This is a genomic window from Streptococcus oralis (assembly GCF_023611505.1).
GTDB lineage: Bacteria > Bacillota > Bacilli > Lactobacillales > Streptococcaceae > Streptococcus > Streptococcus oralis_CT.
On record NZ_CP097843.1, the window covers coordinates 257328 to 269717 of the forward strand.

The 12390-nt window shown below is 42.5% G+C and carries 12 protein-coding genes; 9 read left to right on the top strand and 3 right to left on the bottom strand.

What is annotated here, in order from left to right:
* Nucleotides 1-102: 102 nt before the first annotated feature.
* Nucleotides 103-915: a Cof-type HAD-IIB family hydrolase gene (locus M9H69_RS01445; RefSeq protein ID WP_250315716.1), complete on the bottom strand. Its 813-nt coding sequence runs from the start codon at nucleotides 913-915 to the stop codon at nucleotides 103-105.
* A 187-nt stretch (nucleotides 916-1102) separates the two neighbouring features.
* Here M9H69_RS01445 and M9H69_RS01450 point away from each other — a divergent pair, with 187 nt between their 5' ends.
* The 7 genes from M9H69_RS01450 to M9H69_RS01480 all read left to right on the top strand — a co-directional run bounded on the left by M9H69_RS01450 (nucleotide 1103) and on the right by M9H69_RS01480 (nucleotide 8331).
* Complete coding sequence (locus M9H69_RS01450) at nucleotides 1103-2521, top strand: NCS2 family permease (protein ID WP_250315717.1); 1419 nt, start codon at nucleotides 1103-1105, stop codon at nucleotides 2519-2521.
* A gap of 54 nt (nucleotides 2522-2575) precedes the next feature.
* Complete coding sequence (locus M9H69_RS01455; RefSeq protein ID WP_033585462.1) at nucleotides 2576-3283, top strand: CPBP family intramembrane glutamic endopeptidase; 708 nt, start codon at nucleotides 2576-2578, stop codon at nucleotides 3281-3283.
* Between the two features lie 75 nt (nucleotides 3284-3358).
* Nucleotides 3359-4333 (top strand): dihydropteroate synthase, encoded by a 975-nt coding sequence (gene folP / locus M9H69_RS01460; RefSeq protein ID WP_033585464.1) that lies wholly within the window; start codon nucleotides 3359-3361, stop codon nucleotides 4331-4333.
* A gap of 1 nt (nucleotide 4334) precedes the next feature.
* Nucleotides 4335-5657 carry a bifunctional folylpolyglutamate synthase/dihydrofolate synthase gene (locus M9H69_RS01465; RefSeq protein ID WP_250315718.1) on the top strand — a complete coding sequence of 441 codons (1323 nt, stop codon included), beginning with the start codon at nucleotides 4335-4337 and terminating at the stop codon, nucleotides 5655-5657.
* Nucleotides 5638-6192, top strand: a complete 555-nt coding sequence (gene folE / locus M9H69_RS01470; protein WP_000380933.1) for a GTP cyclohydrolase I FolE — start codon at nucleotides 5638-5640, stop codon at nucleotides 6190-6192. Before M9H69_RS01465 ends, folE begins: the two co-directional genes overlap by 20 nt.
* A 41-nt stretch (nucleotides 6193-6233) precedes the next feature.
* The gene (folK, locus tag M9H69_RS01475; RefSeq protein ID WP_250315719.1) at nucleotides 6234-7055 is read left to right on the top strand and encodes a 2-amino-4-hydroxy-6-hydroxymethyldihydropteridine diphosphokinase; all 822 of its coding nucleotides are present in this window, start codon (nucleotides 6234-6236) and stop codon (nucleotides 7053-7055) included.
* Entirely contained in the window at nucleotides 7048-8331 is a 1284-nt protein-coding gene (locus tag M9H69_RS01480; RefSeq protein WP_250315720.1) for a DUF308 domain-containing protein, read from the top strand. Before folK ends, M9H69_RS01480 begins: the two co-directional genes overlap by 8 nt.
* 50 nt (nucleotides 8332-8381) lie before the next feature.
* Here M9H69_RS01480 and M9H69_RS01485 read toward each other — a convergent pair whose 3' ends face one another.
* Nucleotides 8382-8699: a DUF960 domain-containing protein gene (locus M9H69_RS01485; protein ID WP_000886045.1), complete on the bottom strand. Its 318-nt coding sequence runs from the start codon at nucleotides 8697-8699 to the stop codon at nucleotides 8382-8384.
* A gap of 203 nt (nucleotides 8700-8902) precedes the next feature.
* On the opposite strand from M9H69_RS01485, the gene ccpA reads away from it, so the two are divergent.
* The gene (gene ccpA / locus M9H69_RS01490) at nucleotides 8903-9913 is read left to right on the top strand and encodes a catabolite control protein A (protein ID WP_007519606.1); all 1011 of its coding nucleotides are present in this window, start codon (nucleotides 8903-8905) and stop codon (nucleotides 9911-9913) included.
* A 53-nt stretch (nucleotides 9914-9966) separates the two neighbouring features.
* Here the strand turns inward: ccpA and M9H69_RS01495 are convergent, their stop codons facing one another.
* Complete coding sequence (locus M9H69_RS01495) at nucleotides 9967-10929, bottom strand: asparaginase (protein ID WP_250315721.1); 963 nt, start codon at nucleotides 10927-10929, stop codon at nucleotides 9967-9969.
* A 65-nt stretch (nucleotides 10930-10994) separates the two neighbouring features.
* On the opposite strand from M9H69_RS01495, the gene M9H69_RS01500 reads away from it, so the two are divergent.
* Complete coding sequence (locus M9H69_RS01500; protein WP_250315722.1) at nucleotides 10995-12389, top strand: Cof-type HAD-IIB family hydrolase; 1395 nt, start codon at nucleotides 10995-10997, stop codon at nucleotides 12387-12389.
* Nucleotide 12390 lies beyond the last annotated feature (1 nt).

Sequence of the window (12390 nt, forward strand, 5' to 3'; positions counted from 1 at the left end):
ATGGTAATAGAAAATTTAATATAAAAATACAGAAAATGAGCTGCTTTAGTGAAAACAGAATGAAAACAAAAAGGAAAGATTGCGCCCCTGCAATCTTTCCTTTTATAGGAACAAATTTTGTAAAGCGTGGGCAACTCCATCTTCTTCGTTGGTCAGAGGAAGTTGTTCGTCTGCATATGGAAGAAGAGCAGGATTGGCGTTTTTCATAGCATATCCCTTGCCTGCAAATGCCAACATTTCAGTGTCATTATGCTCATCACCAAAGGCGATTAAGTCTTTTTTATCACGATTCATCACATTGAGCAAGTACTCTAGAGCAAAGGCCTTGTTTACACCCTTGGGAGTACACTCGAGGATGTTGAGGGGCCCGCCCCATGTATTGATAGCTAGTTGGTGCTGATAAAAACGATTCATTTCATTCGCTAAAGCGTATTTGTCTTCAGCCCTTGTTTGCAAGAGAATGCAGTTGGGATCTTTGGTTACTCGTTCGGGTTTGAATTGATTTTCTGGCCGGAAGTTCTCTACGCCAAATAGTTTAGGGTCTGCAATTTCCTCATTCGGAGTCGTGATATAGAATTTTTTTCGATATTCTCCTGCAATAAAATCAGCCTGGATGTCCTCCGTGCGCTTAACCATGTCTAGGAGATATTTTTTGTCCAAGGTCAAGCACTTTTCATGCTCCCAAGCCTGTCCTGGTAGATGTGTAAGGGAACCGTTAAAGTTAATCATGGGAGTATGCAATTCTAGCTCACGATAGAAGTCTTTTGCCATACGATACGGACGGCCTGTCGTGATGATGACATGGTGTCCTTTTTCTGAAATTTTTTTGATCGTCTCTTTGGTGAAATCGGAGAGCTTGCTTTCACTATTCAGCAGGGTTCCGTCCAAATCGACTGCGATAATTTTTTTAGTCATATAAACCTTCCTAGTCGTTTCCAGATAAGATGTCTACTATTATATCAAAAAGAGGGAAGAAAAGCAGATAAGAACAAAAACTACAGTTGCTTTGATTTATTAAATAAATCAAACAAATATATTGAAAAGGTGAATTATAAATGATATAATACTAATATTGTTCGTAAAAAACAAAAGGAGATTAAAAATGGACAAACTATTTAAACTAAAAGAGCACGGGACAGATGTCCGTACAGAGGTGCTTGCTGGTTTAACAACATTCTTTGCAATGAGCTATATTCTCTTTGTAAACCCTCAAATGCTTTCCCAAACGGGTATGCCTGTTCAAGGTGTGTTCTTGGCAACAATTATCGGTTCTGTAGTCGGTACTTTGATGATGGCTTTCTATGCTAATTTGCCATACGCACAAGCACCAGGTATGGGACTAAATGCCTTCTTCACATTTACAGTTGTATTTGGGATGGGCTATACTTGGAAAGAAGCTCTTGGTATGGTCTTCATTTGTGGAATTATTTCACTGATTATCACCTTAACAAATGTTCGTAAAATGATCATCGAATCTATTCCAACAACACTTCGTTCAGCTATTTCGGCTGGTATTGGTGTTTTCCTTGCTTATGTTGGAATTAAGAATGCTGGTCTCTTGAAATTCTCAATCGATCCAGGTACTTATACGGTAGCAGGTGAAGGAGCAGACAAGGCTCAAGCTGCACTTACTGCAAACTCAGCGGCCGTTCCAGGCTTGGTAGACTTCAATACTCCAGCCGTATTGGTGGCTCTTGCAGGTTTGGCTATTACCATCTTCTTTGTTGTTAAAGGCATCAAGGGTGGAATTATTCTTTCTATTTTAACAACGACTGTCCTTGCTATTGCTGTTGGTGTTGTCAAATTGTCAGGGATCGACTTTGCTAGCAATAATCTTTCATCAGCGGTTAATGATTTAGGAACTTTGTTTGGTGCTGCTCTTGGTTCAGAAGGTTTAGGATCTTTGATTTCAAACACTTCACGTTTACCAGAAACCTTGATGGCTATTCTTGCCTTCTCACTAACGGATATTTTTGATACAATCGGTACTCTTATCGGTACTGGTGAAAAAGTTGGTATCGTTGCGACAAGTGGGGAAAACCATGAGTCAGTTAAATTGGACAAGGCTCTTTACTCTGACTTGGTGGCAACTTCAGTAGGTGCCATTGCAGGTACTTCAAACGTTACGACTTATGTTGAGTCTGCGGCGGGTATCGGTGCTGGTGGACGTACTGGGTTGACTGCCTTGGTAGTTGCGGTTTGTTTTGCAATTTCAAGTTTCTTTAGTCCACTTTTGGCAATTGTTCCATCAGCTGCGACGGCTCCAATTTTGATTATCGTTGGGATTATGATGCTTGGTAGTTTGAAAAACATCCATTGGGATGATATGGCTGAAGCTGTCCCTGCCTTCTTTACATCTATCTTCATGGGATTCAGCTACTCTATCACACAAGGGATTGCAGTTGGTTTCTTGACTTATACGTTAACAAAAGTTGTCAAAGGTCAAGCAAAGGACGTGCACGCGATGATTTGGATTTTGGATGCCTTGTTTATCCTTAACTATATCAGTATGGCGCTATAAATGATATAATAGAAAAAGGGGAGTCTCCCCTTTTTAAATATAAGGAGGTACATCATGAAAGATAAGACGATTTGGCAAGAGGTTTTAAACAGAGGGAAATGGGTGATCATCCTTTTGGTAGCTTTTGTTCTATCTCAATTTCCCATAGGACTTGCTTTGTTTTTAGCAAACAAACAGTTTCCGATTTTACAGTCAGGGCTCTTAGTAGGTGCTCTATCCATAGTCGTTTTGATTGTATTCATTATTGGTGCACGAAAAACACAACTTGCTACTTTTAATCTATCCTTTTTTAAGGCAAAAGACTTGGCTCGCTTGGTACTGAGTTATCTGGTGATTTTTGCGACAAATCTCTTGGGTTCACTCCTGCTTCGACTAACAAATGAGGCAACAACCAATAACCAATCAATACTGAATGGTTTGGTTCAGAATAGTTCCTTGATTTCAACTTTCTTCCTACTAGTCTTGATTGCGCCGATTTGTGAAGAAATTTTGTGTCGTGGAATTATTCCAAAAAAGATCTTCCGTGGAAAAGAAAAACTTGGCTTTGTTGTTGGTGCAATCGTCTTTGCCTTACTCCATATGCCAACCAATTTACCTTCTGTGATTATTTATGGAGGAATGTCAACGGTTTTGACTTGGACAGCCTATAAGACTGAGCGCTTGGAGATGTCCATTTTGCTTCATATGATTCTCAATGGTATTGCATTTTGTTTGTTGGCCTTATTGGTATTGATTAGTAGAAATCTAGGTCTATCATTCTAAACCATTGACCTACTTGGAAAAGATGAATACTAGCGTGTCCATCTTTTTCTTTTTATGGTAAAATAGAGAGATAATATGGTAAAGAACCTTAAGGAAGTGACCGTTATGTCCAATAAAGTCAACCACGTAAAAACAGCCATTTGCGGCATTATCAATGTAACCCCAGATTCCTTTTCGGATGGTGGGCAGTTTTTTGCTCTTGAGCAGGCGCTCCAGCAAGCCCGTAAATTGATAGCAGAAGGAGCGTGCATGCTCGATATCGGTGGAGAATCGACTCGGCCGGGCAGTAGCTATGTTGAGATAGAAGAGGAAATCCAGCGTGTTGTTCCAGTGATTAAAGCTATCCGTGAGGAAAGTGATGTCCTCATTTCTATCGATACATGGAAAAGTCAGGTGGCAGAGGCTGCTTTGGCTGCTGGTGCCAATCTGGTAAATGACATCACGGGTCTTATGGGTGATGAAAAAATGGCGGATGTGGTTGCTAAGGCTGGAGCAAAAGTGGTTATCATGTTTAATCCAGTTATGGCTCGACCTCAGCACCCTAGTTCACTCATATTTCCTCATTTTGGTTTTGGGCAAGCTTTTACAGAAGAAGAGTTAGCTGACTTTGAAAAAGTGCCAATCGAAGACTTGATGGAGGCTTTCTTTGAACGTGCTCTAGCGAGAGCGGAGGAAGCTGGAATTGCAAGAGAAAACATTTTGCTGGATCCAGGGATTGGCTTTGGTCTCACCAAGAAGGAAAATCTACTCCTTCTACGGGACCTTGATAAATTACACCAGCAAGGATATCCGATCTTTCTTGGAGTTTCGCGTAAGCGGTTTGTCATTAATATCCTGGAGGAAAATGGCTTTGAAGTCAATCCTGAAACGGAAGTCGGTTTCCGCAATCGGGACACAGCTTCGGCTCATGTAACCAGTATCGCTGCGAGACAGGGTGTGGAAGTGGTGCGCGTGCACGATGTAGCCAGTCACAGGATGGCGGTTGAAATTGCGTCAGCTATTCGATTGGCAGATGATGCAGAAAATCTAGATTTAAAACAATATAAATAAGATGAACGAAATTCAAAACAATCAATGGATTGCCCACTACCGGACGGACCAACCGCATTTTGGCTTGGAACGCATGGTAGAACTCCTAGCTCTGCGAGGCAATCCCCATCTCAAACTCAAGGTCATCCATATCGGAGGGACCAATGGCAAGGGTTCGACCATTGCTTTTTTGAAAAAGATGCTGGAAGGGCTAGGTCTGAGAGTTGGGGTGTTCAGCTCGCCCTATCTCATTCATTATACGGATCAGATTAGCATTAATGGGGAATCCATCCCCGAAGCGAGACTAGAAGCCCTCATGGCAGACTATCAGTCTTTGCTTGAGGGGGAATCTGCTACCAATTTGCAGGGGACAACCGAATTTGAGATTATCACAGCTCTAGCTTATGATTACTTTGCCTCAGAGCAAGTAGATGTAGCCATCATGGAAGTCGGTATGGGTGGCCTTCTGGATAGTACCAATGTTTGTCAGCCAATTTTAACAGGAATTACGACCATTGGACTGGATCATGTAGCCCTACTTGGTGATACCTTGGAAGCCATAGCAGAGCAGAAGGCTGGTATTATCAAACAAGGTATTCCCTTGGTGACAGGTCATATTGTTCCTGAAGCCTTGACTGTGATAGACCCTATTGCAAAAGCTAAAAATGCGCCTAGACTTGCCTATGTGAAAGATTACCAGGTTCGTCATCAAGAAAGCGTAGTAGCGGGTGAAATCTTTGATTATACCAGTTCTGTCAGACAAGGTTGCTTTCAAACAGGCCTGCTTGGTTTGCACCAGATAGAGAATGCGGGGATGGCCATAGCTTTACTTGATACTTTTTGTCAAGAAGATGGGCGGGAGTTGGCAAGTAATGACTTGGTTGCTCAAGCTTTGAAAGAAACCAGATGGCCAGGGCGTTTGGAGGTCGTGTCTGGTGACCCCTTGCTGCTCTTGGATGGGGCCCACAATCCTCATGCGATAAAGGCTTTGTTGGCAACCTTGCGAGAACGGTTTGCGGATTATCATAAGGAAATCCTCTTTACCTGCATCAAAACCAAGGCTTTGGAGGATATGCTGGATTTGCTAGAAACGGTGCCAGATAGTCAATTGACTGTAACCCATTTTGACGATAGTCGGGCGACTGATGAAAACGTGCTGAAAGAGACAGCAAAGTCTAGAAATCTCAATTACCAAAGTTGGCAGGATTTTCTAGAGCAGAAATTGACAGATAAAAAAGAAGAGAAACAAACAGTTAGGATTGTCACGGGTTCCTTGTATTTCTTGAGCCAAGTGAGAGCCTATCTGATGGAGAGGAAGAACGAGAATGGATACACAAAAGATTGAAACGGCTGTAAAAATGATTATCGAGGCTGTTGGTGAGGACGCTAACCGCGAGGGCTTGCAGGAAACACCTGCTCGTGTAGCCCGTATGTACCAAGAGATTTTTTCAGGTCTTGGCCAAACTGCTGAGGAACACCTGTCAAAATCCTTTGAGATTATCGATGATAATATGGTAGTGGAAAAAGATATCTTTTTCCACACCATGTGTGAACACCACTTCTTGCCCTTTTACGGGAGAGCGCACATTGCCTATATTCCAGATGGACGAGTGGCAGGTTTGTCCAAGCTAGCCCGTACGGTTGAAGTTTATTCTAAAAAACCACAGATTCAAGAACGGTTGAATATTGAAGTGGCCGATGCCTTGATGGACTATCTGGGTGCTAAAGGAGCTTTTGTTGTCATTGAGGCGGAACATATGTGTATGAGCATGCGTGGTGTCAGAAAGCCAGGTACTGCGACTTTGACTACTGTAGCCCGTGGCGTATTTGAGACGGATAAAGACCTCCGAGACCAGGCTTATCGTCTAATGGGACTATAAAAGAATCCGCTTCATGCGGATTTTTCTAGAAAGGACTAGTTATGGATCAACTGCAGATTAAAGATTTGGAAATTTTTGCCTATCATGGTCTTTTCCCTAGTGAGAAAGAATTGGGGCAAAAGTTTATTATTTCCGCAAGCTTATCCTATGATATGACCAAGGCGGCTACAGAATTCGATTTAACAGCCTCAGTCCATTACGGAGAACTGTGTCAGCAGTGGACGACTTGGTTTCAGGAAAGCACTGAGGACTTGATTGAAACGGTAGCCTACAAACTAGTTGAACGTACCTTTGAGACCTATCCTCTTGTCCAAGAGATTGAGTTGGAACTAAAAAAACCTTGGGCTCCAGTTCATTTACCGTTAGATACTTGCTCGGTGACCATTCGCCGTCGTAAGCAGCGGGCCTTTATCGCTCTAGGAAGTAATATGGGAGACAAGAAAGCGAACTTGGAACAAGCTATTGATAAACTGCGGACTCGAGGTATCCATATTCTCAAAGAGTCCAGTATCCTGACGACGGAGCCTTGGGGTGGTGTGGAACAAGATAGCTTTGCCAATCAGGTGATTGAAGTAGAAACCTGGCTACCAGCACCAGTCTTGTTAGAAACATTATTAGCCATTGAGTCAGAAATGGGACGGGTGAGAGAAGTGCATTGGGGGCCTCGTTTGATTGATTTGGACCTACTCTTTGTGGAGGACCAGATCATTTACACAGACGAACTCATCTTGCCTCATCCTTATATAGCAGAACGCCTCTTTGTTCTTGAGCCGTTAGTGGAAATAGCTCCCCATTTTATCCATCCGATCCTAAAGCAACCAATTCGATACTTGGTTGACCAGTTGGAGCAAGGAAATGCCTAAGCTTTCCGAGACCTATAGTAAGTGGAAGAGTATTGGGGAGGGACTACTTGCTATTGTTTTAGGGCTTCTATTGATTCGTTTTGGACAAGTCATTCCGCGAATGGGGTACCAGTTGCTGCTGGGCTACTTTTCCTTGTCAGCAGTTTGGCACTTGTTGACTCGCTGGTTTCAAGATAAAAAACGTCGGGAAAATATCTTTGTAACCTTGGGCAAGCTGGCGGTTGCGGCTCTGGTGTTTGACTCTATCATCTTGCAAGACCTTGCCCTCTATCTCCTGGTTTTTATCATTGCGAGCTACCAGCTGTTTACGGGCATCATTAGTCTTGTGACCTGGTCTCTCTATCGAAAAAATGCCATTCATCCTCGGCTCCATCATCTCTTTGATGCTGTATGGATGATAGGATTCGGGCTTTATAGCATCTCTCCTTTTCACGATGCAGCGAATTTTGAATTGCTCTTGCTTGGGTTTTACTTGCTCATGCTAGGAGCCAGTAGCCTCCGGGACGGTTTCTTTTTTGAAAAGATAGAAAACAATCCCAAGCTGAAACGACGAATGCGAATGACTCTGCCTATCTTTGTGACAGCTCTGATCCCTATCAGCACCTTGCGCAAATTGAATGAGTGGCTGTCAAATCATGAAAGTCAAGAAGGGGAAGTTCATTCAGAAAGAAAAAACGATCAGGTAGTTGATCTAGAAATTTTTATTCATACCTCAGAAACCTCTTTCTTTCTTGCTATGGGACATGTGGATATTTGTTATCAAGGGACGGTTATTTCCTATGGCTCTTATGATCCTCACTCAGAGCGTTTATTCGGCATGGTTGGAGACGGTGTTTTGTTTAAGGCCAATCGGGAAAAATATATCGAGCTCTGTAAGAGGGAAAGTCAGAAGACCTTGTTTGCTTATGGTCTGAGTTTGACGGACCAACAGAAAACAGCTATCCAAGATCGCCTAGCGGAGATAGAAGACCTGTTAATTCCTTGGGAACCAAGTTCGCAGTTGATGAAAAGAAGAGAGGGAGAGGTCAAGCATACCTACTCCTACCAACTAAAAGAGGAAGCAGATGCGACCCTCTATAAATTCAGCTCATCCGAGTTTAAGACCTACTTCGTTCTCAGTACCAATTGTGTCTTGCTGGCAGACTCTATCGTAGGAAAAGCTGGGACTGATATATTGAGTCCCCAAGGTTTCATTGTGCCAGGGACTTATCAGGATTATCTTGACTTAGAGTATACAAAACCAAACGGTCTAGTTGTCAGTCGATCCATTTATTAGAAAAAGAAAACTCTAGTTCCTCAGCAGTTTACGCCGAGAAGCTAGAGTTTTTAAAATAGGTCATTTTCTTCTGGAAGGAGGATGGTTTCTCTGCCGTCTAGGTCTAAAACAAGGACCCTAGGAGGGTAAAGCGGATCGAAAGGATGATTGAAATCAAAATCAATGCTAGTCGGAAGGTGCTGGCTAGAAAAATGGAAGGTGATGGTCCCCTTATTGTTGAGCAGTTGAAACTCAAGTTCTTCTTCTAATTCAAAGACATTTTTCAGGAAATGATCGATAATATACCATAAAGAGTCAATGACATCATCAGGCAAGCTGGTCACGACACCAAAGCTAGCGGAACGTCTCTGTGTATTTGTAAAAGCCATGTTTTCCTCCCTCTTTATTTTCCTTATCATACAGCAAAATGTCTTAAAAATCAAGAAATCCTACTTGCTTTTTCAAAATGGGAATAAACTGTGAAATTTTTTCAAAGTTTCTCCTAAAAATACTTGAAAGTGTTTACAATAAGTGATAAAATGGAGTAAGTAGATGCGTGAAAGCGAAATTTTCATTATAGAAAGGAAACGGAATGAACACAGATGATACAGTAACGATTTATGACGTCGCCCGTGAAGCAGGAGTTTCAATGGCAACGGTTAGCCGTGTCGTTAATGGCAACAAGAATGTTAAAGAGAACACTCGAAAAAAAGTCCTAGAAGTGATTGATCGCTTGGACTATCGTCCAAATGCGGTAGCCCGTGGTTTAGCTAGCAAGAAAACAACGACAGTCGGAGTTGTGATTCCGAACATTACCAATGGTTATTTCTCAACGCTTGCTAAGGGAATTGACGACATTGCTGAAATGTACAAGTATAACATTGTCCTAGCAAATAGTGATGAGGATGATGAAAAGGAAGTTTCAGTGGTTAACACTCTCTTTTCAAAACAAGTCGATGGGATTATCTTTATGGGCTATCACTTGACTGAAAAGATTCGTTCAGAGTTTTCTCGTTCACGGACACCGGTTGTTCTTGCTGGTACTGTGGATGTCGAACACCAACTTCCAAGTGTGAATATCGACTACAAACAAGCAACGATTGATGCTGTGAGCTATCTTCTCAAAGAAAATGAGAAAATTGCTTTTGTGAGTGGACCACTCGTCGATGATATCAATGGCAAGGTTCGTTTGATCGGTTACAAGGAAGCCTTGAAAAAAGCTGGACATTCTTATAGCGAGGGTTTGGTCTTTGAATCAAAATACAGCTATGACGATGGCTATGTCTTGGCAGAACGCTTGATTTCATCACAAGCTACAGCCGCAGTTGTAACAGGTGATGAATTGGCAGCGGGTGTGTTGAATGGTTTGGCTGACCATGGTGTATCTGTGCCAGAAGAGTTTGAAATCATCACGACAGATGACTCTCAAATTGCACGATTCACTCGTCCAAACTTGACGACTATTGCCCAACCTCTTTATGACTTAGGTGCTATCAGTATGCGTATGTTGACTAAGATTATGCATAAGGAAGAGTTGGAAGAACGTGAAGTTCTCCTACCTCATGGTTTGACAGAACGTCGTTCAACACGAAAACGTAAATAGAAAAAATCAGGGAATCGCGAAGATTTCCTGATTTTGCGTTCTAGAGAAGAGGATTAGCCTTCCATATAGTCTTTTAAGGCTTGTCCTTTTAGTCCAGCGTTAAGGGCAATTAATAATTTGAGGCGAGCTTTTTGAGCGTTGAGTTCTTTGACAAAGAAAATACCAGCTCGTTGCAACTGCACCCCTCCGCCTTGGTAGGCATAGACAGGTTCAGCAATACCATTAAAACAACGTGAGACCAAGGCGACGGGGATTCCTTTTTGCAGGAGATTTTCCAACTTTTGAGCTGTTTCTTTGGGAACATTACCTGCTCCAAAAGCTTGAATGACTAAGCCATCCAGCTGTTCCAAGTCTAACATATCGATCAGCTCGTCTGTCATACCTGCATAGGCTGAGATGATGGGAACCAGACCTTGAATATGTTCGAGATCAAAACGGACACGAGGCTCAGCTGTTTTGAAGTAGAGGATTTCTTGCTTCATGATGAGGCCAAGTGGTCCATGTGTTGGGGTTTGAAAGGTGCTGACGTTGGTTGTATGAGTTTTGGTAACATACTTGGCTGCATGAATTTCATCGTTCATGACGACCAAAACGCCCTTGTCGGCTGCTTTATCATCGCTGGCAACTCGTAAAGCGCTCAGATAGTTGTATACACCGTCACTACCAAGTTCGTTGGAACTACGCATAGCTCCTGTTAGAACGATGGGCTTGTGTGGGATTTTCATGGTATCAAGGAAGTAAGCTGTTTCTTCTAAGGTATCTGTACCATGTGTGATGACAACTCCATCGTAGTTATTAGCTTCCTCTTTGATTTTATGATAGAGTGCAAGCATATGCTTGGGTTTGATATGGGGACTTGGCAGATTAAAAAAGTCTAGGGCATGAACCTCAATCCCTTCAAGCGGATTGGAAACATGGTTCATGGGATTGTCCTGACTAGTTACAACGGCACCAGTGGCGTCTGCTTGCATGGAAATGGTCCCACCTGTATGCAAAACAAGGATTTTCTTAGGCATGATTTAGTCACTCTTTCTGAAATGTGGTATAATCATTGTAACACAAAAGGGGAGAATGGGATAGGATGGAAGTCAAGGCTGTTTTTTTTGATATCGATGGAACGCTAGTCAACGATCGCAAGAGTGTTTTGAAATCCACTAAGGACGCGATTAAGATTGTTAAAGAGCAAGGGGTACTTGTTGGAGTAGCGACAGGACGAGGGCCGTTTTTTGTCAAGGAATTGATGGAAGACTTGGACCTAGACTTTGCAGTGACCTACAATGGCCAATACATTTTTAATAAAGAAAAGGTACTCTTTGCAAGTCCGATTGCTAAATCAAGCCTGCGTCAACTGATTGCTTATGCTAAAAAGGAGCGTAAAGAAATCGCTCTTGGAACCGAGCATGCCGTTGTTGGTTCGAAAATTATGTCATTTGGTCTCGGATCCTTTTCCCAACTGGTTAGTCGTTTTATCCCGACAGTGCTGACAAGAACCGTTAGCCGCTCTTTTAATCGAATGGTCAGCAAGGCAGTTCCTCAAAAAGAAGACGACCTACTTAACTTGATTAACCAACCCATTTATCAAGTTTTGATGCTGATGACGCCAGAAGAATCTGAGAAGGCAGCAGCTGATTTTCAAGACTTGAAATTGACTCGAAGCAATCCTTTTGCCGCAGATATCATTAACCAAGGAAATTCCAAACTAGAAGGCATTTGTCGGGTCGGGAAAGAATATGGCTTTGCTCTCAACCAAGTCATGGCCTTTGGTGATTCCGACAACGACCTGGAGATGTTAGCAGGTGTCGGTATGTCAGTCGCTATGGGAAATGGCAGTAGCAGTGCCAAAGAGGTTGCTAAACACATTACGGCAAGTAATCAACAAGATGGCATCCACAAGGCGCTTGAGCACTTTGGTGTTTTGGCTTCAGAAAAAGTGTTTGTCAGTCGGGACTACCACTTTAATAAAGTCAAGACCTTCCACCACATGATGGATGAACGAACTCAAGAAGAACCACAAGCATGGGATGTTGAAGGTGCAACCCACCGCGCAGACTTTAAAATTGAAGAATTAGTAGAGTTTGTTCGCGCGGCAAGTTCTTCGGAGGAAGAATTCCAAGAGTCCCTTGCAAGCATGCATGAAGCACTTGATAAGGCAGCAGAGAAAGTGGCGAAAAAGACACCTGCTAACCAAAACTTGGTCGGTCAAGTGGATGCTTTGATCGACACACTGTATTTCACATACGGTAGTTTTGTTTTGATGGGAGTAGATCCAGAACGTATTTTTGATATTGTCCATGAAGCGAATATGGGGAAGGTCTTCCCTGATGGAAAAGCTCATTTTGACCCAGTTACACACAAGATTTTAAAACCAGATGACTGGGAAGAAAAATATGCTCCAGAACCTGCCATTAAACAGGAGCTACAACGTCAGCTTAAGGCTTATGAGCGACATAAAGAAAGAAACAGAAATAATAAGTAAT

Coding starts and splice junctions, on each gene's coding strand:
- M9H69_RS01445 (WP_250315716.1), bottom strand. CDS start 915: ATGACTAAAAAAATTATCGCAGTCGATTTGGACGGAACCCTGCTGAAT.
- M9H69_RS01450 (WP_250315717.1), top strand. CDS start 1,103: ATGGACAAACTATTTAAACTAAAAGAGCACGGGACAGATGTCCGTACA.
- M9H69_RS01455 (WP_033585462.1), top strand. CDS start 2,576: ATGAAAGATAAGACGATTTGGCAAGAGGTTTTAAACAGAGGGAAATGG.
- folP (WP_033585464.1), top strand. CDS start 3,359: ATGGTAAAGAACCTTAAGGAAGTGACCGTTATGTCCAATAAAGTCAAC.
- M9H69_RS01465 (WP_250315718.1), top strand. CDS start 4,335: ATGAACGAAATTCAAAACAATCAATGGATTGCCCACTACCGGACGGAC.
- folE (WP_000380933.1), top strand. CDS start 5,638: ATGGATACACAAAAGATTGAAACGGCTGTAAAAATGATTATCGAGGCT.
- folK (WP_250315719.1), top strand. CDS start 6,234: ATGGATCAACTGCAGATTAAAGATTTGGAAATTTTTGCCTATCATGGT.
- M9H69_RS01480 (WP_250315720.1), top strand. CDS start 7,048: ATGCCTAAGCTTTCCGAGACCTATAGTAAGTGGAAGAGTATTGGGGAG.
- M9H69_RS01485 (WP_000886045.1), bottom strand. CDS start 8,699: ATGGCTTTTACAAATACACAGAGACGTTCCGCTAGCTTTGGTGTCGTG.
- ccpA (WP_007519606.1), top strand. CDS start 8,903: ATGAACACAGATGATACAGTAACGATTTATGACGTCGCCCGTGAAGCA.
- M9H69_RS01495 (WP_250315721.1), bottom strand. CDS start 10,929: ATGCCTAAGAAAATCCTTGTTTTGCATACAGGTGGGACCATTTCCATG.
- M9H69_RS01500 (WP_250315722.1), top strand. CDS start 10,995: ATGGAAGTCAAGGCTGTTTTTTTTGATATCGATGGAACGCTAGTCAAC.